Source organism: Acetobacterium sp. (assembly GCF_041752335.1).
Taxonomy (GTDB): Bacteria; Bacillota; Clostridia; order Eubacteriales; family Eubacteriaceae; genus Acetobacterium.
Genome location: NZ_JBGSHG010000012.1, coordinates 1 through 24,044 on the forward strand (window position 1 = coordinate 1; position 24,044 = coordinate 24,044).

Annotated in this window: 22 protein-coding genes; 4 read left to right on the top strand and 18 right to left on the bottom strand. The window is 43.3% G+C overall.

Going from position 1 to position 24,044, the window contains the following annotated elements:
* Positions 1-352: glycerophosphodiester phosphodiesterase family protein (locus ACEW8F_RS02075; RefSeq protein ID WP_373481813.1), on the top strand; the 352-nt coding region annotated here is incomplete at its 5' end.
* Between the two features lie 63 nt (positions 353-415).
* On the opposite strand, the gene ACEW8F_RS02080 is transcribed toward ACEW8F_RS02075, so the two are convergent.
* From ACEW8F_RS02080 to ACEW8F_RS02090, 3 genes are all read right to left on the bottom strand, one after another.
* On the bottom strand, positions 416-673 hold the full coding sequence (locus tag ACEW8F_RS02080) for a hypothetical protein (protein WP_373481814.1): 258 nt from the start codon (positions 671-673) through the stop codon (positions 416-418).
* A gap of 157 nt (positions 674-830) precedes the next feature.
* Positions 831-1,841, bottom strand: a complete 1,011-nt coding sequence (locus ACEW8F_RS02085; protein ID WP_373481815.1) for an ABC transporter permease — start codon at positions 1,839-1,841, stop codon at positions 831-833.
* Positions 1,835-2,566, bottom strand: a complete 732-nt coding sequence (locus ACEW8F_RS02090) for an ABC transporter ATP-binding protein (protein ID WP_373481816.1) — start codon at positions 2,564-2,566, stop codon at positions 1,835-1,837. The genes ACEW8F_RS02085 and ACEW8F_RS02090 overlap by 7 nt, the downstream gene beginning before the upstream one ends.
* Positions 2,567-2,724: 158 nt before the next feature.
* On the opposite strand from ACEW8F_RS02090, the gene ACEW8F_RS02095 reads away from it, so the two are divergent.
* A complete protein-coding gene (locus ACEW8F_RS02095; RefSeq protein WP_373481817.1) occupies positions 2,725-3,324 on the top strand; it encodes a TetR/AcrR family transcriptional regulator in 600 nt (199 codons plus the stop codon).
* Between the two features lie 90 nt (positions 3,325-3,414).
* Here the strand turns inward: ACEW8F_RS02095 and ACEW8F_RS02100 are convergent, their stop codons facing one another.
* The 8 genes from ACEW8F_RS02100 to ACEW8F_RS02135 form a co-directional block, all read right to left on the bottom strand.
* On the bottom strand, positions 3,415-4,161 hold the full coding sequence (locus tag ACEW8F_RS02100) for a thymidylate synthase (protein WP_373481818.1): 747 nt from the start codon (positions 4,159-4,161) through the stop codon (positions 3,415-3,417).
* A gap of 206 nt (positions 4,162-4,367) precedes the next feature.
* Positions 4,368-5,006, bottom strand: a complete 639-nt coding sequence (locus ACEW8F_RS02105) for an MBL fold metallo-hydrolase (RefSeq protein ID WP_373481819.1) — start codon at positions 5,004-5,006, stop codon at positions 4,368-4,370.
* 112 nt (positions 5,007-5,118) lie between these two features.
* Complete coding sequence (locus ACEW8F_RS02110) at positions 5,119-6,402, bottom strand: LPXTG cell wall anchor domain-containing protein (protein ID WP_373481820.1); 1,284 nt, start codon at positions 6,400-6,402, stop codon at positions 5,119-5,121.
* Between the two features lie 323 nt (positions 6,403-6,725).
* A complete protein-coding gene (gene carE, locus ACEW8F_RS02115; RefSeq protein WP_373481821.1) occupies positions 6,726-7,916 on the bottom strand; it encodes a caffeyl-CoA reductase-Etf complex subunit CarE in 1,191 nt (396 codons plus the stop codon).
* Between the two features lie 15 nt (positions 7,917-7,931).
* Positions 7,932-8,720: a caffeyl-CoA reductase-Etf complex subunit CarD gene (carD, locus tag ACEW8F_RS02120; RefSeq protein WP_373481822.1), complete on the bottom strand. Its 789-nt coding sequence runs from the start codon at positions 8,718-8,720 to the stop codon at positions 7,932-7,934.
* A gap of 25 nt (positions 8,721-8,745) precedes the next feature.
* Positions 8,746-9,885: a caffeyl-CoA reductase-Etf complex subunit CarC gene (carC, locus tag ACEW8F_RS02125; RefSeq protein WP_373481823.1), complete on the bottom strand. Its 1,140-nt coding sequence runs from the start codon at positions 9,883-9,885 to the stop codon at positions 8,746-8,748.
* An 18-nt stretch (positions 9,886-9,903) separates the two neighbouring features.
* Positions 9,904-11,478: an AMP-binding protein gene (locus ACEW8F_RS02130; protein ID WP_373481824.1), complete on the bottom strand. Its 1,575-nt coding sequence runs from the start codon at positions 11,476-11,478 to the stop codon at positions 9,904-9,906.
* 23 nt (positions 11,479-11,501) lie between these two features.
* On the bottom strand, positions 11,502-13,076 hold the full coding sequence (locus tag ACEW8F_RS02135; protein ID WP_373481825.1) for an acyl CoA:acetate/3-ketoacid CoA transferase: 1,575 nt from the start codon (positions 13,074-13,076) through the stop codon (positions 11,502-11,504).
* Between the two features lie 350 nt (positions 13,077-13,426).
* Here ACEW8F_RS02135 and ACEW8F_RS02140 point away from each other — a divergent pair, with 350 nt between their 5' ends.
* Positions 13,427-13,966, top strand: coding sequence for a PadR family transcriptional regulator (locus ACEW8F_RS02140; RefSeq protein ID WP_373481826.1), 540 nt, complete (start codon positions 13,427-13,429; stop codon positions 13,964-13,966).
* A gap of 201 nt (positions 13,967-14,167) precedes the next feature.
* Positions 14,168-14,548 (top strand): hypothetical protein, encoded by a 381-nt coding sequence (locus ACEW8F_RS02145; protein ID WP_373481827.1) that lies wholly within the window; start codon positions 14,168-14,170, stop codon positions 14,546-14,548.
* A 193-nt stretch (positions 14,549-14,741) separates the two neighbouring features.
* On the opposite strand, the gene ACEW8F_RS02150 is transcribed toward ACEW8F_RS02145, so the two are convergent.
* From ACEW8F_RS02150 to ACEW8F_RS02180, 7 genes are all read right to left on the bottom strand, one after another.
* Positions 14,742-14,981: a hypothetical protein gene (locus ACEW8F_RS02150; RefSeq protein ID WP_373481828.1), complete on the bottom strand. Its 240-nt coding sequence runs from the start codon at positions 14,979-14,981 to the stop codon at positions 14,742-14,744.
* Between the two features lie 64 nt (positions 14,982-15,045).
* Positions 15,046-15,486, bottom strand: a complete 441-nt coding sequence (locus tag ACEW8F_RS02155; RefSeq protein ID WP_373481829.1) for a hypothetical protein — start codon at positions 15,484-15,486, stop codon at positions 15,046-15,048.
* Positions 15,487-15,566: 80 nt separating this feature from the next.
* Entirely contained in the window at positions 15,567-17,705 is a 2,139-nt protein-coding gene (locus ACEW8F_RS02160) for a DEAD/DEAH box helicase (RefSeq protein WP_373481830.1), read from the bottom strand.
* A 41-nt stretch (positions 17,706-17,746) separates the two neighbouring features.
* On the bottom strand, positions 17,747-18,553 hold the full coding sequence (locus ACEW8F_RS02165; RefSeq protein ID WP_373481831.1) for an MBL fold metallo-hydrolase: 807 nt from the start codon (positions 18,551-18,553) through the stop codon (positions 17,747-17,749).
* 43 nt (positions 18,554-18,596) lie between these two features.
* Positions 18,597-19,676 (bottom strand): hypothetical protein, encoded by a 1,080-nt coding sequence (locus tag ACEW8F_RS02170; RefSeq protein ID WP_373481832.1) that lies wholly within the window; start codon positions 19,674-19,676, stop codon positions 18,597-18,599.
* 225 nt (positions 19,677-19,901) lie between these two features.
* Positions 19,902-21,458 (bottom strand): ABC-F family ATP-binding cassette domain-containing protein, encoded by a 1,557-nt coding sequence (locus tag ACEW8F_RS02175; protein WP_373481833.1) that lies wholly within the window; start codon positions 21,456-21,458, stop codon positions 19,902-19,904.
* Between the two features lie 200 nt (positions 21,459-21,658).
* On the bottom strand, positions 21,659-24,028 hold the full coding sequence (locus ACEW8F_RS02180; protein WP_373481834.1) for an MFS transporter: 2,370 nt from the start codon (positions 24,026-24,028) through the stop codon (positions 21,659-21,661).
* Positions 24,029-24,044: the final 16 nt, after the last annotated feature.

Here is a 24,044-nt window from a genome sequence, read left to right on the forward strand (position 1 = left end):
CTTGGATTACCCCACCTTGGAAAAGGTTGGCTCGGTGGCTCCTGAGCTGAAACGGGCTTACATTACCGCCTTGGCTATTGGTGATATTCAAAAACTGCCGGTCGATATCTACAGCATCGAGTCATCCTTCGTCACTCCAGAGATCGTTACTGCCATCCATCGGGAAAATAAAGAAGTTTTAGCCTGGACCGTCGATTCTCAAGAATCAACCGAGAAAATGGTGAAAATCGGCGTTGATAACATTATTACCGACGATGTGACGCAGACCCGGGAAATCATTGATCAAATGATCAGACCACGGGAACTGATTGATCGCATCAATGATTATCTTTTTGCTGATCTACTTTCATAAAGCTTGACCTGATAAATACTGTCGATTTAAACGGAAGTACCATAGCAATCACTGATGACCGATCTATTTAAGGTTTTCTTTGTTTTTCTTGATGAGATTGACAAACAGCTTTTCATTTGGAGACAAGGCTTCGATTTTAGCTGTTTTTAAATGATTGTAGTAAGCATCCATGATTTTTAATTGATCAATCAGTCTCAATAAGCTGTTATGCGCTTCCTGATCTTCTGGTGTTTGCGGTTTAACCTGGTCAAAAATGGTCTCCAGATCTTTTTTGGCCTGATTCATAATCGTTTGTGCTTCAATGTATTCCTGATTTAACATATTATTCTTCTTTCTGACTTTATTTTGGGCTGTTATAAAATGCTATTTAAAAACATTACAAGTGAATGATATCATAAAATCATGATGGTTGTGGACTAAATCTAACTCTCCCATCAAAAAAGCGTATCAAACTCAGGTTTGATACGCCATCACAAGTTTAGAGCCGGCGGTATTTCTTTAATGCGGTCACATTCGCTAAAAACAGCACCCCAATAAAGACGACCGATCCCACTAACCAGGGCCATATCTCGACAATCCCCTTACCTTGAATCATAATCATTTCCAGGGCTGTACAGCCATAATAAATTGGCGTGAGGTAACAGAGGTTTCCCAGTCCAAAAGGAATGGTGTCAATCGGGATCAGTCCGGAAAAAAAGATCTGCGGAATGATGATCACCGGAATAAACTGAACCAATTGTAATTCATTGTTGGCAAAAATCGATACCAGCGCGCCCACTGAAACCGCCGAAAATGCCATCAGGATCATGACTAAGGTACACAAGGCCACCGATCCTTCCACCTGCAGCTGCAACACATAAACAGCGTACAAGATAATCACCACACTTTGAACTGCAGCCAGCAAACCATAGCCCAGGGTATAACCCGCGATGACATCGATCCGTCTGATCGGGGTCATCAGCATCCGTTCTAAGGTCTGTCCAAACCGCTCGCGGACAAATGACATCCCCGAAAGAATAAAGACAAAGAAAAATGAGATCACGCCCAGAAAAACAAAGGAGAGCGAATCCAGCTGGTTATCCCCCGCTGATTCATAGACATAATCAATAATCAACTCATTTTGGGTTGGCTGCAAAGCTTTATTGGTATCCTGAATGGCTTCCAGAGCGGCGACGGATTTGGAATTTTTCTCCAGCAATTCAATGTGTGTTCCCGCGCTGTCGCTCCAGATCAGCGCATCGATTCCATTAGCCTCCAGATAATCTGCGGTTTCAGGTTTTTCTGTTTCTTCGATCACCGTGGCATGGTTCTCAAGCTCTGCGACAAATTTTTCGTTCATATCATAGACGGCCAACTTCGGCACATAGCTGGCATCGCTGAGAATAAAAAATAGCAGCGTTAAAACCAGCAGCGGCGCAAGTAAGAGCAATCCCAATGATCGCTTATCGTTTTTCATTTGACCCAGAATCCGTTTGACAATACTTAACATAATGGCGCCTCCGCTTCTGACTGATGGTCGATAAAAAACAACTCTTCAATGTTTCCGTCGGGAGTCTGGTCGATTAAATTTTTAACCGTATCCCGGGCAATGATATGACCATTGCGAAGCAAGGCGGCATCATCACATTGGGTAACCTCATCCATAACATGGGTAGTCACCACAATGGTGGTTCCTTCATTTCGCAGCTGTCTGAGATAAAGCCAAATTTTGCGGCGCAGCACCGGGTCAACCCCTACTGTTGGCTCATCGAGCACCAGCAACTTCGGTTTGTGAATCAAGGCAACCGCCAATGATATTCGTTTTTTCATTCCCCCGGAACAATCACGGATCAGTTTATTTTTACACGCTGCCATATCGACAATCTCGAGCAGTGCTTCAGCATTTGCTGCAAATGTTTTACGACTTTGTCGCTGCAGCCCGGCAAAAAACTTCAGATTTTCCCAGGCTGATAACTCTTCATACAGCGCTTCATTTTGCGGCATATAGCCCATCTCGGCTAGCAGTTGGCGGTTTGGCACGGCGATACCACCGACTGTTACGCTTCCAGCATCAGCGGGTATCGCACCCATCATGATTCGCAGCAAGGTTGTTTTACCTGAACCGGATGCCCCCAGCAGACAAAAGATCCGGCCACCCTCAATTATCAAACTGATCTGATTGAGAACCTGCTGTTGTTTAAATGATTTATTGACTTCACAGACTTCTATTTTCATTTTCCGTTCCCTCTCTTTATGTTTACTATCCTCATTTTAGCCCTGGTCCTTATTAAATTCAACCAACAGTCTATTTCAAGCTGTTGGATTTTCTTGTTTATCCCAGCGGCTTCGTTTATAATCAAAATGAATGATCCCGTGAACGAGGTAAAACTGACATGAAGACGACTTTATCAACCACTGCCAAAGTTACCCGCCAAAACTTGATTGATGCGTTTTGGCTGTTATATTGCAAAAAAAGCATTGAGAAGATCACTGTCAAGGAAATCTGTGACGTAGCCGGCTACAATCGCTCGACTTTTTATGTTTATTTTAAAGATGCCTATGAAATTCTGGAAGAAATTGAAGAGACAACCATTACGGTCGAAGATTTTAAAAAAATCGTTATAAAAAATCTCTTTTACGGTAATCTTTTTCATGATCATCGCAAGAAAGCCATTTTAAAATCAATTCTCGAATTTTTTGAAAAAAACAAGACTTATCTCCCGGTTTTACTGGGAGAAAACGGCGATCCCCACTTCAGGCAAAAGGTCTTAACGAAACTCACTCCGACGGTGCTTTCGATGTATAAAAAACTGACACCCCGGGAACTACTGGAAGTAAGCTATTTAATGGAATACCAGAGTGCGGCGATACTCAGTACGATTGCAAAATGGTATGCCAATGACAAAGACCTGCCGACCGAACAATTTCTGGAATTGCTGCTGGCCGTGACAACCAATGGGGTTCAAATTGAATTATCAAAATACCGGTGCTGATTAAACCCGTTTCGGCGTAATTTGAAACAGCCCTCAAATAGTCATCTGTTATTTAAGGGCTGTTTAGCTATTCTATTTCTGTAAACTGTACTAATGCTTCTTTTTCTCCTGGGCATTTTTCAGTTCAATACTTTTTTCTCGGCATTCATCCGCATAATCTTCATAGGCTTCCAGGTAATCTTCATAATCAATGGTGCAATCTCGCTCATCAAAAGATTTGCAATATCCTTCCAGGGCTTTCCAATCCCGGCTGTAGGCATGAAAACTCAGGGCATGATGGGTATAGGAACCCAGTTCGTTGATCCCTGCTTCTCTGGCAATCATTCTTGACAGTTCGATGAGGGCGAAAATATTCATGGCGACTGCCTTAACCCCATCATTACTTCTAAATACCACGTCGGTATTTAATTTGCCCTCCTTAACGGTGTAATGAATGAGCTGCAGGCAGGGTGGATGATTTAGTCTGGCGGCCTCCTGATTGGCGACATGCAACATCGCCTGTCTGGTTCCGGGATCTTCTTTTAGTTTATTGATGACAAAATCAATGTTTTTGGAAAACAGATCATGATAGGTATAACCATACATGTCCTTTTCAAAATCCTTGGTGCCTTCAACAATTTCCAGGACGTAGTCCACCAGGGTTTCCAGCCCGGTTGGCATGGCCATGGTAATTTTTATATCCTGCACGCTGTCGATATCCATCAGCAGGTGAATTTCTTTTAAACTGTCTTCCCGATCCTGATTCTTCCCGATGACGACATCGGCCTGATTCAAAGCCTTCATCGCCGCCTCAATGCCCTTATGCAGTTCGATTTCGTGAATATAAGTAACCATCATTTTCACATCGCATCAGCTGATCTCTAAATCTGAAACTGCTGACACGAGCTCCTTTCATTTAATAATAACGTCTTCGTTAAACTGTTGCCGAGATGATCATACCATATTCGGGGAAAAATTTCATCATTGCGAAGTCAAATTTAGGCCACTTTATCGTTTCAATTTTGTATTGCTGACCATGGTATCACGGCGGGTCTAAAATCTCTCTAATAGTTTTTTAAAAATTCTTCCGTTGCGGTGCCTCTTTTTATTGGCATCCCATGTGAGGGGCAAATCCAATCGTATTGGAGCTCTTTGATGATTGAAATCGATCGCGTAGCTTCCTCTTTATCCCAGACTAAAAAGCGCGGCAACAGGTCTAATTTTCCCCTGACCTCCTGAAATAAATCCCCAATAAACAATACCTTTCGATATTGAAAAATTGTGTGTCCCGGTGTATGGCCTGGGGCATGAATCACCCGAACCTCCCCAAAACTTTGATTGGCCTGATAGCTGCCAGAAATAGTGGGCTTGGGAGGGCGGACTATTGTTTGCAGGATTCGTTTGATTCCTGGTCGATTTTTTTCACCCATAATGTAGGGGACATCTTCCTGAGGCGCCCACACCTCAGCCTGAGTGGCTTCCTGCAAGGCTTTAGTATTGCCGATATGATCAATATCGTGGTGAGTCAGAAGGATCTTTTTTATCGTCTGAACCGCTCCGTCCAGAGCTTCCAGTTCTGCCAGAATCTTCTCTGCCAAGCCTGGCATACCCGTATCGATGAGAATTCCTTCATCCGCACGAATAAAAAATACATGACCATGGCTGGCACAATCAAGCTGATAAACATTTTCGATGATTTCCATCTTTTTTTGCGCTCCCAAAAATTATTTTTTTCAGATCCATAAAAGAAAAGCGGCCAGAACGGCCGCTGTACAGTGTCGATAATTGTAGATTCAGTCATCTACTCGCAAAATTTCAGGCCTGCGCCTCTCTTTTACCAACAGCAACAGCAAGTCCGATCAGCATGATCAGTGCTGCTCCCGCCACGGCAGCTTCCGATGCGCTGGTGTCCACCCCGGTTTTGGGATTAGCTGAACTGGCATGCTGTTTTTTAAACGTTTGAGCCGAAAGCGGTTCAAGATACAAACAGGCCGCATCACGGTCAACATCCCCATAAATCCCACTGATATCAATGCCCCCTTCGGCCACGAGGGCTTTGGCGACAGCTCCGGATGTGCATAAATCAAGAATACCATTGTTAATGATAATCTTATTATAGGAGAATAACGCGCCGGCATCGCCATGATCAGCAATCGACTCGACGACAGTATATCCGCCATTGAATACCAGTTTATCATAGGCTCCGATACCACGGCTGTAACTGGTTGGACTATCGGTGAAAGCCTTAATATTTCCACCATTGACGACCAGATCGCCAAAAGCAAACAAACCAAAGGCCCCGGCATAATCGCTATTATAAGCGGTCACATCGATGTTCCCATCGTTAATGGTGAGATTACCCATTGTCATAACTTCAGCATTATCACCGGCCAGGATTCCAACCGCTGAGCTGGAGCTTTCATATCCGACGGCTGCGACATCATAGGTCCCACTGTCAATCACCAGATTCCCAACGACGTTGATGCCGCCCCCCATTATATCAGGGGTCGCATGTCCTTCGGCAATCAGCGCGCCCGTCCCGCTGGCATTCATATCACCTTCAACTTTAACGGCAAAACCATTATCGGTTTTAATAATATTGGTACCCAGCAGGACCAGTTTAAACGGAACTGTTGTCGATTTGACATTAAGCTTTTCGCCCATAAAATTATTTAATGTCAGTTCATTGGTTACTGCATCAAATGCATAATCGGATCCGGTATTGGTGGCCAGGACATCGATGATCACGCCATTCTGAGTTAAGCACAAATATGTAGCTGCTGCGGTTTCAAACGTTTCCGGTTCAATTGTTGAGATAACCAGTTGCTCAGAATCGACATTGGTTTCGAGGTTATTATCGGCAGAAGCTGTTATTTCAGCGACCGCGGGCAGCGGGGCAATTTCGTTACTGTTGGCTGTTTCCGCTGTTAAAGCAGTCTCTGTATCGGCTGTTTCAGTTGTTACTAAAACCAGGCCTAATTCGCTGGCCGCAGCTTGTTCATTTACCGCTTCACCGGCAGCTAACGCTGAGACCGGAATCAGCATCGACAACATCGACGCAACCATTAGCAGCGATAAAAACTTTGATATTCGCTTCATTTTCTTCTCCATTTCAAACTGTATTTTGATGAATCGTTGAGATTGGCAGCAATTCCTTAAGATCTCTGATTTCGTGCCATTTTGTTTTTACTCGTTTGCATCATCGCATATGATTAAGATACCACAATCAAAGAAAAATGTCGATGGATTATTCCATATTTCTTGCATGGCAACTAGCAACAACGTGTCATAACAATTAGTTTTCAAAAATTTAATTCGCAATAATGATTCCCCCCTTTACTACCTATTTATCAAGTGTAAAAAAACAGCGAGTTACAGGTTATCTGCAACTCGCTGTTAAGAGGAAATAATTTAGATGTTAATTATTTACCAAGCTTGTCTAATTCTTCAATGATAGCAGGAATCACTTTATAGAGATCCCCGACAATACCATAATCGGCTACTTCGAAAATAGGAGCATTTTCGTTTTTGTTAATGGCAATGATCAAATCTGATTCCTGCATCCCGGCAATATGCTGAATGGCGCCGGAAATACCGCAGGCGAAGTAAATCTGAGGTTTAACAGTGGTTCCAGTCTGACCTACCTGGATGGCATGATCAGCCCATCCGGCATCGACACAGGCTCTTGATGTGGCCACAGTACCGCCCAGTTTATCAGCCAGTTGTTTCAGTAAGAGTAAACCTTCAGGTTTGCCCAGTCCCATTCCACCGGATACGATAAAATCAGCGTCGGAAATGGAAATGTTGTCGGTGGTTGTTTTAACAATCTCCAGCACCTTAGTCCGGATATCGCCTTCGGCAAAGACGGCGTTCAGTTTAATGACCTCGCCTTTTTTACTTGGATCATAGGCGGCTTTGTCCATAACCCCAGGTCGGACTGTCGACATCTGCGGACGGCTGCCCGGGCAGACAATCGTTGCCATCAGGTTTCCGCCAAAGGCTGGTCGGGTCTGTCTGATTTTTTTATCATCAGGGTCAATTTCCAGTTTAGTACAGTCAGCGGTCAAACCAGTGTTGACTTTAACAGCCAGACATGGAGCCAGATCGCGACCAATATGGGTAGCGCCATATAATACAATTTCTGGTTTATACACTCCGATGGCTTCGTTGATCACTTTGGAATAGCCGTCGGTGGTATATTTTTCCAGTTCTGGGGCATCAGCCAGATAGACCTTGTCAGCGCCATAGGCAAACAATTCGTCAGCTAATCCGGCCACATTGCTGCCGCAGAGAATCGCCGACAGTTCGGTGCCGATTTCATTGGCCAGTTTTTTGCCTTCGCCCAGCAATTCAAATACAACCGGCATGATTTTTCCAGCTCGTTGTTCCGCAAAAACCCAGACCCCTCTGTACATGCTCAGGTCCCGGACAATTTTTTCGGTGCCTTCCTGGAGAATCGCGTCAGTGGGACAAACATCGATACAGGTTCCGCAATTGGTACACGCGTCGCCAATCACCGCTATTTTATTTTCAATCGTGATCGCATCAAAAGGACAGCTTTTCTGACATTTTGAACATCCGATACATTTTTCATCTATTACTTTAATCGCCATTTTTATTTGTCCTTTCTAGATTATGTGCTTTTGTTTAAGCTTGGAAACCAGGCTGCCGGCAATTTCGCTAACGGTGGTCCCAGTGATCATTTCACCGACACCCTTTGCTGGCGGGGTAAACGAACGGAACACCTGAGTTGGGGAGGCATTCAGGCCACAGGCTTCGGGTGTCAACCCGATGTCTGCATGATTCCAGGTAGTGATTGGTTGTTCGTAAGCATCCATAATTCCTCCGATACTCATATATCGGGGTTGATTAAGTTCTTTCACACAGGTCAAAAGACAGGGCATCTGAACTTCAATAACTTCATAGCCGTCTTCCATTTGGCGGTGAACAATGGCATTTTTATCTTCGATTTTGATATCTTCAACATAGGTCACCACTGGCATTTTCAACCGTTGGGCAATTTGTGAGCCAACCTGAGCGGTGTCGCCATCGATGGCTTGTCTCCCGGCCAGAACCAGGTCAACTTTTTTGACTTTCTTAATCCCTGCTGCCAGGGTGGCTGATGTTGCCCAGGTATCGGCGCCTCCAAAAGCGCGATCGCTTAATAAATAGGCTTCATCCGCACCCATGGCCAGACATTCTCTCAGCATTTCCGCTGCCTGGGGTGGTCCCATGGTCATGACAATAACTTCGGATCCCGGGTTTTCGTCTTTAATTACCAGTGCTGCTTCTAACGCGTTGGCATCATCGGGGTTTAAAATACTTGGCACACCTTCACGGATCATTGTTCCTGTTTTCGGATCGATTTTTACCTCATTCGTATCCGGTACTTGTTTTGCACAAACTAGAATTCTCATCTATATTTAGTTCCTTTCTTAGTCTCTATTTCTTCAACAGCATGCCGGAAATAACCATCTGTTGAACCTGAGAGGTTCCTTCGTAGATGGTAAATACGCGACAGTCACGATACATACGTTCAACCTTATAGTCTTTGATAAAGCCGTATCCGCCGTGAATCTGGACCGCTTTGGCACAGATTTCATTACAGATTTCTGAAGCGTAAAACTTAGCCATGGACGCTTCTTTTGAGGCATTCTGCTTATTATCCATCAAGCTGGCGGCATTGTAAACCAATAGCTTGGCCGCTTCCAGTTTGGTAGCCATATCGGCGATCATAAAAGCGATAGCCTGGAAATCGGCAATCCGTTTGCCGAATTGTTTTCTTTCTTTGGCATATTTAATGGCTTCGTCTAAAGCACCCTGAGCCACACCAATGGATTGTGATGCTACTCCAAGTCTTCCGACGTCCAGCGTTTTCATAGCATTACTGAAACCTTTGTTGACTTCGCCCAAGCGATTTTCTTTCGGAACTTTCACATCTTCCATAATAATATCTGATGTGGCACAACCGATCAGACCCATTTTATGCTCGTTTTTCCCAAGCGAAACCCCTTCAGATTTTAAGTCAACAATAAATGCTGAAATACCGCGGGTCCCTTTTGACATATCTGTTTTGGCGTAGATAACGGCATCATCACAGAGGGGTGCCATGGTGATAAATGTTTTTCGTCCGTTTAAGAGGTAATAATCGCCCATATCTACGGCAGTGGTAGTCATCCCCCCAGCATCCGAACCGGCTCCCGGTTCAGTTAAGGCAAAGGCCAGTTTTTTCTTGCCAGTGATAATTGGTTTCAGATATTTTTCGATTTGTTCATCAGTTCCGGACAGTAGCAATGGACCGCCAGCCAATGAGTTAGGTGCTGACAAATACACGCTGGCCACCCCACTAACCCGGGCAAACTCTTCCATACAAATGACATAAGACATGTGATCTCCACCGGATCCACCTAATGACTTGGGAATCTTAATCCCAAAGAAACCAAATTTCGCCATTTTATCAAGAATCTCCTGGGGAAATTCACCTGATTCTTCCACTTCATCCAATATTTCATTTGTTAATTCTTTTTGAGCAAAATCTCTTGCCAATTTTCGAATCATTTTATTTTGTTCACTGAAATACATTTTTTCCTCCTAGTGCAATTAATTTTTATTTTCATTAATAATTGTCTTGATCTGATTTTTCAGTTCATCAAGAACTATTTTACCGCTGGCATTTATCGGAAACTTCTTTAAAAAGATAAAATACTTGGGGATTTTATAAGCCGCCAGGTGCTGACTTAAGAATTCCCGCATTTCCGTCTCGCTTAATTTTTTTCGGCCATCGGTAACAATACAGGCGGCAATTTCTTCCTGAAGCACTTCGGCTTCAATTCCGATGACTTTGACATCGGCGACGTATGGAAAATTTTTTATGTGGTTTTCAATTTCATACGGGGAGATATTTTCACCGCCGCGGACGATCATTTCTTTTAACCGTCCCGTAATACAAAGATTTCCATCATCATCTAAATAACCGAGATCACCGGTGTGAAGCCAGCCCTCAGCATCGATGGCTTTTTGCGTTTCTGCTTCCAGTTTATAATAGCCCAGCATGGTGTTGTAGCCTTTAATACAGATTTCATTCTGATTAGCTGCCATAATTTTTAGCTCGACATGAGGGATCACTTTTCCCACCGAGCGACTTTTATAAAGGGTGCTGTCATCATAATTCGAGAAGGTAATACTCGGCGATGCCTCGGTCTGACCGTAAGACATCTGTAGTTTTTCCATTCCCAATTTCTCACAGATGGTCAGATAGTCGTTAGCGTTCACATAAGACCCGGCAATGATGCCGCTGTTTAATGAACTGAGCTTGTAGGTTTCAAACCGGGGATGTTTGATCATCGCCATAAACATGGTTGGCACGCCATTATAAATGGTGCATTGGTTCTGTTCCACACATTTTAAAACCCGGATGGTTTTATTGCTCTCAAGCAAATAGATCTGAATGCCGGCATAAATAGCGGCCATGAATCCTGACGAAAGCCCAAAGCAATGAAATAATGGAATTCCCAGACAACTTTTGTCGGCTTCGTTCCAATGCATCTGCGTTACCGTTTCGATGGCAATATTGATCGTGGCAAAATGACTAAGCATAACGCCTTTAGCCGCAGATGTTGTTCCTGAGGTGAATAAGATACCCAGCACATCTTCTGGCAAGACCTTTTTCTTGGCGCTGTCGAGTAGTGTCAGATCGTCATCGTCAACTATCTTCTTTTTGAATCGCTCAGAAATGTCATTTTTATTCTTTCCCATAGCAACTGTTTTCGATAATAACGAGAGTCGTTTTCTGTCGAGCAGTTCGATCATCTCTGAAAATTTAAGTGTATTCGTATCTTCTCCATAGCATAAGGTGGTTACTTCAGCATAGACTAAGAGATCTTCCAGTTCAGACTGATGACACCGGGTATTGATCAGTACAATCACCGCGCCAATTTTTGCCAGCGCCAAAGTATAAAGCATAAACAGTGGACTGTTCAGACTCCAGATGCCGACATGAGTTCCTTTGGCTACTCCGGATTTCAGCAATAACAGGGCAATGCCATCCGATAACCGATCCATTTCCAACCATGTATAAGCATCATCCTCAAAGACGATGGCAATCTTATCCGGTGTTTTTTCAACTCTTTTATTTAAAAAAGAATTCATTGTCTGCCTTATTAGTTCCACATCCATCACTTCCTCAACCCAGGCAACAATTACTTGCCCATAATTGTGTCAAGTCCATTCCATTTTTCAGAAAACAAACTCGGATCCATTTCTTTAAGATCTGCTGAAACCTCGGGTCTGAAATCCATCTGATTGAGGATATCTTTTTCAAGGTCAATACCAGGTGCCACTTCAATAACCGTCATTTTTCCACCAATGAGTTTAAATACACATCGTTCTGTCACGTAAAGGATTTCCTGTTCGTTTTCAGCGGCATATTTCCCACTAAAGGTGATTTGTTCAACTTCTTTTAAGAATTTTTTTCCTTTGCCCTCTTTTTTAATTATCAATTTTCCGTCACTTACATCCACTTCACATTTTGCATTGAAAGATCCCGCAAAAACTACCTTGTGGGTGCTTTGAGTAATGTTGATAAATCCGCCGGGTCCCGTTAATCGGTCGCCCAAGCCTGGGATAGTAAATTTACTGACATTGATATTACCCGCTTCATCAGCTTGGGCCAAACCAAGTATGGCCACATCAATTCCGCCACCGTCATATAAATCAAACATCGAACCATGATCAATATTGGCTTCAGCATTGTACGAACTTCCAAAATTTGGGAGACTTGCAGGAATACCGCCGAACCCGCCAATTTCAGTTGTCATCGTAATTTTTTCAATATAACCGGCTTCTGAGACAATACTGGCTACATCGGAAGGAATACCAACTCCAAGATTCACGAGATCGCCTTTTGACAGTTCCATAGCTGCTCGTCTGGCCATGACTTTTCTTTCGGTCAGTGGCAGGATTGGAATAGCACTCAGTGGTTTTCTCAGATTCCCTGCAAAAGCCGGTTCATAGTACAGACCTTCAGTCTGCCAACACGCATTTTTATCGGTGGCTACCACCACATAATCAACCAGTGCGCCCGGTATTTTTACGTCCTTCGGCTTTAAGGTGTTTTTTAGCGCCTGATATTCCACTTGAACAATGACAATTCCACCGCTGTTTTTAGCCGCCTGGGCAACTGCCAGACCTTCATTGATAGGGCCTTCATTTTCAAAGGTAATGTTGCCATTTTCATCTGCAGTTGTCCCCCGCAGCATCGCCACATCCAGCTTAAAAGATTTATAGAACAGGTATTCTTCACCGTTAAATTCAATCAGTTCAACCAGATCCTCAGTGGTGACCTTATTCATTTTGCCGCCTTCTAAACGTGGATCAACAAAGGTACCTAATCCCACTTTTGTTATCAAACCAGGTCGTTTAGCCGCAATTTCCCGCCATAGATTAACGATTACACCTTGTGGCAAACAATGACAGGCCAGTTTTTCTGCCCGTACCAGGTCGTTCATGGCAAAAGCTGAACCAATATGAGCAGCCGACCATTTTGTAACCAAACCTTCCAGTCCCAAACGGGTCATACCTCTTTCGCGCCAGTCACCCATGGCACTTCCTTGTTTCATCGAAAGGTTACAGGGGTGGCCGGTTTCTTTAAAGTTGTCGGCAATCGCCACTGCTACTTCTTCTGGCCAGCCTGCAAGTCCCATTCCAGCCACACCTACTGTTGCTCCATCTGGAATTAACTTAGCTGCTTCTGCTGCCGAAATAAATTTAGCCATAAAATTGTCCTCCTTGCTAAAATATTACCCAGTTCATTTCAAAGTTTTTTAGTAAATTGTTTGTATTTTATGTTATTAATTTATCACAGTTCGCTAATCATGTCAACAGTTACATGTTATATTAAACATTTTAAGAAATACATATTTCTCTTGATTATGTCATCGATTTCAAATATAATATTTTATTGCAGTATGCACTTACATTTGAACGTTATAAAGATTGTCTTGTCTGATAATACAAACTATTTTGCCCTGAAGCTTACATATAGTTCTATCTATCTTTATTTAGTTGTGCTAAAATATTAAATTGTGTATGAATTATCTGTACAAACTTTGAAAGGGGAATACATATGAGAACATTAAAATACGCACTGCTCGGATTAATTGATCGAGGCCCCATAACAGGATATGATATTTCCAAAGAATTTGAGAAACGAATCATGGCAAATTTTTGGCATGCGAAACACAGCCAGGTATATCCGGAATTAAAACGATTATTGGATGAAGAGCTTATTTCCTTTGAACTTATTGTTCAGGGTGAAAAAATGGAGAAAAAACTATATACTATTACGCCAAAGGGACATGCTGAATTTGTTGAATGGCTGTTACGGGATGAACCTTTAGGGGTAACACCTAAAGATGTATTTAGACTGAGAACTTTTTTTAGTGATTTTATGGCTCCATCGGACTATGAAAGACATCTTAACAGTCAGTTGCTTAAACACAATTACAAAAAAGAATATCTCGAAAATACTATGGTAAAAGTTTTTAGCAACGTTCCACAATTTGGGACAAAAGATTTTGGAGATTATGCCGTTTTATTGGGCGCCATTTTGCGAGAGGATTCCTATATCGCCTGGTTAATAAAATGTTTAGAACTGATTAAATAATTATTCTCTTTGCTGGGCAAAAGATTATTTACAAATAAATTAGACGCTTTTTTTGTCCAGTATTGAAACTTAAGCATATAAACGTCCTTTATTGTGTTCTTTTTAATATTCAACCATGTGTTGGAAGCAAATAACAATGTTTTATCCTTGACGTATTTTTAAAAGATGGTATCATTAAAAAAACACGAAAAGAGGAACCTTATGATCTCAAAAAAATTACTTGGAAAAATCAGGGAGCTTTGTAAAGACCTGGATAATCTGTCGCAGGAGAATTTTGATAAAGGAATCAAACTTTTTGCCGCCGATAAAGCCGAATCTCGAACATGCCAAATGATTGATGTAATCAGTAAAAAAGAATATGATCGACTATCAAAAAATTCCGATTATACTCAGGCCGCTGAGGTCATCGCCGACACCCTTACCCTTCTTGAAGAACTGGACAATCTGGAATGGGTTTATAATGATCTGATTCGCAAATTGTATCAATGCAAACCTGACCGCCCAGAAATGACCAATGAAGTTGAAGACAATACGCTTTATTGCCTTGAACCGCCGTTTAGCCGATCCAAATTTGTAAATTAATTATGGTTGTTATCCCTGTTATCGATTGATAATATAGCCATAAAAATATCTATTTCCGCATCAGATTCAAGTGTGAATGAGTCTTTTTCTATCCTCAATTATAATACCCCACACTTTATGTCAGCCTGTTCTTTAATAGCAACAGGCTGGTTCTTTTTTTGCTCTTATTGATTTTTCTCAAATTTCTGCTGATTTATTTTCTCAGCATGTTTCTCAGTACCAATTCCTGTAACACTTCACTGACACGCATTTCCGAATATTTTACCATTGGTTGACAACTGGCATAATAGTAATCCGTAATCGGCTGATAGTCATTTCCTTTCGTTTTTCTTTTTCGGACAACTTTTATGTAATCATTGGTTGTGATCACACCCGCTTCGATGTCTTCATTGATATCCTGGATTAAATCTTCATACTCCGCAAGGAAAGACATTCTCATCACCTCGATTTTTTTACTTCTACGTGTTTACAGTTTTTCATCTAATAATCTATAAACTTTATACTGGCGGCGGCACCCGTTTCCAGGTTTGGACTGATCCCACCTCACCGGTATTTGCCACGCTGGTTATTGTCATTGTATCAGGATCTTCGAGACTGATATTCATATTCATTTCAAACCATAAGGTTTCTTTCGTCTCGGTATTTTTCCCAAGATCTTCAAAAACATATAAACCAGATTTCAGTTTTTTCACATTTTTCCATTTGGTGTCACCGATACGATAGCCGATGCTTTCCATTTCAGGGCTCATTTCAAGGATCAACCCTCGATAACCATCATCTAGCGCCTCCACATTGACAACCAGACCATTAAACATATTGTCTGACTCAACCCGTTGCCATTTTCCCACCAGAATGTCTTTTTTTTGCGGAAAACATCCGGTGCTGATCAAAATAATTAGCACCAACAGCAACAAGACCTGAATTTTTTTTCTCATCATTATACCTTCAATCTTAATCAATCCTGCCAGTTTTCTTTCAGCCTGAGGCGATTTGGTAATTTATTGTGACGTGCCGTTTTTTACGATCCGTTCAAACGCTTTCGTTCTACTCTTAAAATCTCATCAATCAGGGATTTTTCTGAAACATCTACGGCCTGATAGCTCGATTCGGCAATCACCGAATCCCGGGCGTAGGAGTCAAAAAGCTGTTGTTTATTCTGAAGAATTGTCATCATCTGTTCGTCCACACTGTCATCAGTGAGAAGACGGTATACAAAAACGGTATGGGTTTGTCCCATCCGATAAGCCCGGGAGATCGCCTGGGTCTCCAGAGCTGGTTTGATCTGGGGCTCGCAGATGATCACCACACTGGCCATTTGAATATTCAGACCTACACCCCCGGCCTGTATCTGACAGATCAAGGCGGTACCCGGCGGGGCGGTGCTGAAATCATCGATGATCGCCTGACGCCTGGTCGGGGTGACGCTGCCGGTTATCGGTTCTAGAGACCTCTCAACCAAGGCCTGCCTGAGAGTATCGATCACATCCCGAAAAAAAGAAAAGATCAATATTTTACGTCCGTTTTCCTTTGCCTCCGCGCAAATTTCCAGCAGCCGCTTGAGCTTAGGACAATCTTTTACCCCTACGCCTGTCCAGGCCACCCGGCGCATCTGCATAAATTGACCCGCTAAGACGGCCAGACGATAATCTTTTTCTTCCTGGAGGCCAAAATCCACCCACTGATCTTTTTGAATAAGCTCCGGCAGTTCGTTAAGGACATCATCCCGGTTACGTCGCAAATAAACTGGTGCAATCAAAACCCGGAACTGATACTCATTAGTTAGCACATCCTTCTGACTGATTTTTTCGGCAATCTCCGGATTAAGTCTTAGTATCAGACTGCTCATTTCCTGAAGGTTGTTTTCAAGCGGAGTTCCCGTCATGAAAAGAACCGACTCCGCCCGCTTCACCAGCTGATACACGGCTTGCGACCTTTTCGCCTCAGGATTCTTGACATAATGGGCTTCATCAGCCACCAGCAGATCCACAGAAATCTCCACCGGGATCACAATGACCTTAAGCGTTTCGTAAGTAGTCACCGCCACTCCACCTTTTTCTGCCCATTCCGTTAAGCGCATTTCCCGATCTGACCCATGGATGGAATAGGATGTAAGCTGGCTGTGCAGGACAATTTCCCGATCCCAGTTGATCAGCACGCTGGCGGGGCATACTACCATAAAATGGGTTTTTCCGGCTGCCTGAAGATGAGCCATCGCAGCAATGGCTTCCAGGGTTTTCCCCAGACCCATTTCATCCCCAAGGAGGGTATTTTTCTGGACCAGGGCATACTTCGCCCCGAATTCCTGATACCCCCGTAGCGAGGATTTCATCAGCGCTGTGTTCAAGCTCAAGGCTTCCACCCGCTCAACCAGTTCCTGGGGCAGATCGCCCTGGCGTTTTTGTCGGTCTGCTTTAACACCGGTAATGACTTCCAGCAAGGCATAGTACGCAGCGGCATTGCTGGTAAAATCCAGCCAAACTTCTGACAGCGGTGTTTCTTGAATCAAGCGGTAATGCTTAACCGCCTGATCCAGATCGCGGCCAGCATCACTATCAAGAAAGCGGGTTAAATTATTCAACGATTGAAGGGCTTCTTCTTTTTTCTGACCGCCGGTGAAAAGCCAGCGGAATGCCTTCGGGATCCGCCGAGCCTGCTCAAGTTCCTGATAAAGATGGTTCTCAAATTCATTCAGGATGGTTTTGCAGATTTCATAATCCGCTTTACTCTGGAGCAGACAATACAGATTTTTGACCAGTCGGTCGGAAAACACTGTCGGTGCCTCCGGCTTTAGCCTGGGAAAATGCGTTTTACGAAGAGATTCCTCAAAGTTTTGGGCTACCGCCATCGCCTGAAAGGCACTATGCTCCCCAACGCCCTGGATTTTGATTAGCTCCTTTTTACTCATCTTCAGAAGCTGAGCCATGTTATCGACACCGGCCTCGCGGATGACCGCGGTGCGGATTCCCAGCCCTGCTTCATTGATGCGTTCAATGGGAATAGCCATCAGAGCCGTCTCAATTTCAGCTTCCATAAAAAACGCATAGTCGGTATTCACGGTTTCCCGATATTTATTTTGCACCAGCGATTTAGCTCCAAAGATCAGGTCTTCAACTGCGCCAATGGTTTGCAAAGAAATTTGCTTATCCGGTTTTTTCACGATTATTACTCCAAAACGATTGATTTTGTGATTTTCCTTTATTACCAGTTCAGCTCCAGGCCGACCCCAACCTCGATGATGGGAATGTGTGCGTGGATGGCCGCCTTGACAGAAAAAGCGGTGCAGTGGCAGGGGTAGATCTGCTTGATTTGATTGTTCTTAAAATACTCAAGCGTCTGTACCACTCGGTCATTGACCTCAAAAAGATGGAAACCGCCGATAACACCACAGATCCGGTGGTCTCCAGTGACAGCTTTGGCATATTCAATAATATTACAGATGCCGCTGTGGGAACAACCGGTGATAATGAAAATCCCCGCATCGCCGTGATAAACCAGGGCGGAATCATCTAATAGATAATCATCGGTCAGGTCGTCACCCAGCTGCTGTTTTCCAATCGACTCCGGTTTTTCAAAAGCCAGTACCCGGGGGATTTCGCCCAGAAAGGTGATGTTTTCGGTAACCTTTACCGGAGTCCGGGTGAGCTTCAACTGGCATTTTTCTGCCAGTTCTGCTCGGGTAAAGGGGGCTGATATTTTCAGACCGTCGCATTCTTTGTAATTCACGGCATGATGATGGGCAATGATCTGAAAAGGCTTTTTTCTCCTAACATCCAACAGACTTTTTAATCCCCGGGTATGATCATCATGGCCATGGGAAAGCACAATCGTATTGACCTTATTTAAATCAATATTCATGGCTGCGGCATTTCTGATTACCAGATCTGAGTATCCCACATCGAATAAAAAAGCATCTGGCCCGTCTTCAATATAATAACAGACCCCGGGCTCACCCCAATAATATTCGTCGATGGTGGTGTTATTATCGACAATAACTTTTAAACGCATCTTTTTCTCCTTCTTCGTTCTTTCTAAATTGCTTTATCCATTTTTAACGTGCTTTTCTCAGAATCTGCTTTCGCAAACGTTCTTTAAAACAGGTCTCAAAGTTAGAAAGTGAATGGACCGGCATACTGGTAGATTTGTCTGTGGATGACGGTTCGTTCTTCTGAAATTCACCAATCACAACATAGGCATTACCATAGTCAAAACGTTGTTTATTGATAAACAGATCATGATGCGCAATGTTTCTCCGATAGCTTCCCGATTGATACGTCACCCAATAAAAAAGATCATTGATTTTAATAACCAGATCCAGATCAATGATACTGTTCTTTGGCAATGTAATTCTACTCTGTTCAAAAATATGAAAGCAAACCGGTCGTTTTAATTCATCGGCTAGATTCCGAATAACCTTACGAGTGATTGAAACAAGATAGCGTTCCAACCATTCACCGCAAAAAAAATCACGTACGGCCTCCCCTGTATTGGGCCTGGCCGTCAAAAGAAAAGAGGGTGACTTTCGATAGACGTATTCCGCCAGTAACGAGGTATTTAACAGGCACAGCGCCGCTTGACAAATGATGCCAACGGTCGATTGCGCATAATTTTTTAAACACAATGAAAACGATGTTCTCTTCTCTATATTTCCTTTAATGTTATTCATCAATGGTGATAATTCATTGTATTTTCGGCCAAACAAATTAGCAATTGTATCCAAATCATTATCAATGATCAATTTCTTTTGAGAATGCTGAAAATTGATATGAATCGTTGCTAAAAAATCCGTTAAGGCAATCCTGGCATCCTCATATTTTTCTTCGACATCTAATTTTACAGAGTCTTTCATGATCAGCAAGTGATCAACCGGCATATTGCATTCCGATTCATGAGTTGCTTCTTTTAGTTGATTTCCCACATACATTATACTAGCGATGCCCTGATAAAGCTGATGGTCCTGATTATTTAAAGGCATCGACTGATTCGTTTCCAACAAAAGGGCGATGCTTTTTAATGACACTGAAATTTCATCCAATGCGATCGCGATGTTTTCCAAATCTATCTTTTTTTTGTTTTTCTTCTGGTTATTCTTTTTGTTCTGGTTATTCTTTTCTTTTGTTTCTTTTTTCATCCTTTATCACCCAAATTGCTCCTCTTCATTTGTTTTGTTTCTATTATAAATGATTCTGAACCAAGATGCCATGATTTACTGATTTAATCATTTATCACTGAACCAGGTCGCTGCTATCAACCAACACTTTACTGATTTCATATGACGGTTCTGCCAGCTTGCATCGTCAAGGTTTTTTCAATAAAAAAACCAGAACGGCTGCTCCCCATTCTGGTCTTGAGTGATTTAAAACGATTTGGTGGTCCACTGGGAACAATCCCAGACTTCATTAACAAAACTTTCATAAAATTCCGGTTCATGGCAGACCATCAGGATGCCGCCATTATAAGCTTCTAAGGCCCGCTGCAATTCGGCTTTGGCATCAACATCGAGATGATTGGTGGGCTCATCCAGAATCAGAATATTGGTTTCCCGGTTGATCAGTTTACACAGCCGAACCTTGGCCTGTTCACCACCGCTTAAAACCTTGACCATGCTTTCAATATGCTTTCGAGTCAGACCGCATTGGGCCAGAGCCGAACGCACCTCATTCTGATTCAGGGACGGGAACTCATTCCATACCTCGTCAATGCAGCTGGTGCGGATATCCTGATCCATTTCTTGTTCGAAGTAACCGATTTGTAATTTTTCACCCTGTTCAACAGTACCGGCAACTGGTGGAATTAATCCCAGGATGCTTTTTAACAGAGTAGTTTTGCCAATCCCGTTGGTGCCCTTTAAAACAATTTTCTGTTTTCGTTCCATCACTAAATTCAGAGGTTTGGACAGCGGTTCATCATAACCGATGATCAGATCTTCAGTTTCAAAAACCCGGCGACCGGTGGCACCGGCTTCTTTAAATTTAAACCGGGGCTTGGGTTTTTCGGAGGCCAGCTCGAGGATATCCATTTTATCCAGCTTTTTCTGTCGCGACATAGCCATATTTCGGGTCGCTACCCGGGCCTTGTTCCGGGCGACAAAGTCTTTTAAATCAGCAATTTCATTTTGCTGTTTGTTGTAAGCGGCCTGTTCCTGAGCTTTTTTTGCTTCCAGTACTTCCTGGAACTTAGCGTAATCGCCGACGTACCGGGTCAGTTTCTGGTTATCCATATGATAAATGAGATTAATCACCGAATTGACAAAGGGCAGATCATGAGAAATCAGAATAAAGGCATTTTCATAGTCGTTAAGATAGCGCTTCAACCATTCAATATGCTGTTCATCCAGATAGTTGGTGGGTTCATCCAACAGCAGGATATCCGGTTTTTCGAGCAGCAGTTTTCCCAGCAGCACCTTGGTTCGCTGGCCGCCACTGAGTTCGGTGATATCCTTATCCATACCGATGTCGTTGAGGCCCAGGGCATTCCCTACTTCTTCAACCTTTGAATCAACCAGATAAAAGTCATGAAACTCCAGCAATTCCTGAAGGTCGCCAACTTCTTCGAGACTCTTTTCCACTTCTTCCGGACTGTCCTCAGCCATTTTTTCATAGAGAAAACCGATCCGGCTTTCAATATCCAGCAGAAAATCGAAGGCCGAGGTCAGTACATCCCGGACGGTCATTCCCTGTTTCAAAACGGCATGCTGATCCAGGTAGCCGATCCGGACATTTTTGGCCCATTCCACCTTGCCCTCATCCGGCATCAGCCGGTCGGTAACAATATTCATGAAGGTCGACTTACCCTCGCCGTTTGGTCCAATTAAACCGATATGCTCTCCCTTTAACAACCGAAACGATACCTGATTAAAAATCGCCCGATCGCCAAAACCGTGCGAAAGATTCTCGACATTTAAAATACTCATTTATGCTCCATTTCTTTTTTTACACAATTAAAAACACTTCCAGATTGGTGTTGCAGATCAGGAAGTGTTTAGTTTATCCTATGATTCTTACTTTTTTATTATAGCATAGTCTTCTTTATATTTCCATAGTTTGAAGGTCAGTTCTTATCAATGAAAATAAATTATCTTCTGCCTTTGATATGGTACAAAATTGGCCCCTTTTAAGACGCTTCGAGCACGGACGGTTTTTTATAAAAAGCCAGGATAATCAATGCCAACGTTGACGCGATGGCTACCGTCAAATATACCTGCTTGAATCCATTGTTCAAAGTTCTCTGGAATTCATCATCAATTACCGTCTTGCGGCTGTCAATACCTGCTAAATAATCATTCTTGGCGGTTTCAAAGGCGCCCGACACAGCATTTTTCATGATTATCATCTGATTAACCATATTGGTTAACTGATTTTTCACATCTGCCATTGAATCGATGGCCACCTGCATCTGAGCCTGACTTGCCCGGGTTGTATCGACCTGTTCCGATAAGGTTGCGATAGCACTTTCCAGCTGCCAAATCTTTCCATCTAAATCACCAATACTTTTGATATCACTGAGTTCATCTAGTATCGCTTGTGATAATTGGCTTCGAACGCTTTCCGGAATCATACTGATGATATCTACTGCGCCTGGACCCATTGCTGATGTAACCGCTGCCGGTGGTTCCGTCACACCCGCTGGCATCCCGGTTGCCGGCGGTATGGCTGCCATTTTTGCCGCAGCCGCCATCATATCCGACATCGTCACGCGCAGACTGTAAAGCTGAGAAAGTCCTTCTTCCTGCGAAGCAATAGCCGATTCCATACCGGCAATGCCCTCGCCAATGCCATCATAGGCAGTTCGGAGTTCGGCAATGCTGCCATCCAATTCGGTTATCCCATTATTTAACCCATTGATACCGGAGTCGATGCCGCTACTGATCTCGGCGATCGGCTCTGGTGTCATAATCGCAAACATCCGCTCAGCGAATATTTTGCTATTTGCTGTGATGGTGGTCACGTCAGAGTCTTTCATCATTGCTACTAAATCCTCGGGTACTTCGTTGCCACTGTCAGCGCTCATATTGATTTCAATGGTCTTATTAGCTGTTAAATCAGGTAAGGTGAAGGTCGCCAGTTTATCAGCAATGGCTTCATTACCTTTTAACTGATTAAGTTCATCCGTCAGCTCCTGGGCATAAGGCAGGGTCGGCACATTTACTTCGGTTGGCAGCAGATTCATGACATTAGTCTGCACCGACAGACCAGCGTGAGCAATAAATCCAATCATAATGGCCGGTGCCACAGCCGTTCCAATGGAACGGATCAAAGAGACGGTTGCCAGGGCTGAATTGGACTCCTCGGCTTTGGTATTGTCCAGCATCATATAATTGATCGGTGTTCCCATTGTAAAGCCAATCCCCAGCCCCATTAGAATTAGACTGATCACTACTGTGAGGGTGCTGGGATAATTAGTTGTCACAAAAATCAGGAACAGCGAACCGATCACCGATACCAGAAAACCAAATCCCAAGGTAATTCTTACGCCGAATTTATCGATGAGTTTACCCGAAAACGGGGCCCCGACACCAGCAAAAAGACCCAGAATAATTACATAATAACCGCCTTTTCCAGTCGCTATTTTCATCGCATTTTCACAGAATTGGGGCACAAAAATCATCCCCATGATGACCACCCCGGTGATGAAAGACAAAACCAGGGTGATCAAGATATTTCTATTTTTGAAATAGGATAAATTAATAACCGGATCTTCAGCCTTTTTCTCGACCAGAATAAAAACCGGAAGCAACAACATAAAAATTATCAGAAAAGGATAGACCGACGTACTCAGTAAGGTATTGGTAAAATCAAAAAAGTCAATGTTCTTCAATCCGTATAGGACACAAAGAACCATAATGGTTACAATGGTAATGCCTCCTATATCGATTTTCTTCACATTTTCTACTCTGGTATTCGGCAGACAAATCACTCCTGCCACCAGAATAAAAATGGTGATCGGTACATTAATATAAAAAATATACTGCCAATTGGCTGTTCCGGCCAGATCCAGAATGGCACTGCCGGCTGAAGCCCCAAAAATATTGGCAATCCCATAGACGCCGCCTACTAAACCGAGTGCCATACCCCGTTTTTCTTTGGGAAAGGTGGTTCCAAATTCGGCGGTTGCCACCGGTACGATGCCACCGCCGCCAATGGCCTGAACCGCTCTTGCCACCAGCAGCATCGGAAAGCTTCCGAAATTCTGTGACAACCCACAAAATAGCGAACCCAATCCAAAAAGAAAGATACTCAAGAGATAAATGTATTTTCTACCGAAGCGGTCCGCCAATTTTCCCATCACTGGAATACTTGCTGCATAAGCCAGGGTGTACATGGTAATCATCCAGATTCCTGTTTTATCATCGACCAATAAATTGGCTTGGATCACCGTTCGTGCCGGTGTGACGATGCCGGTATCCAGGGCTCCCATAAAAATACCCAGGAGATATACCGCCATGATTAGACCATAGCTGATTTTCTTATTCTGATTCGTCATTTGATTCTCTGTCCTT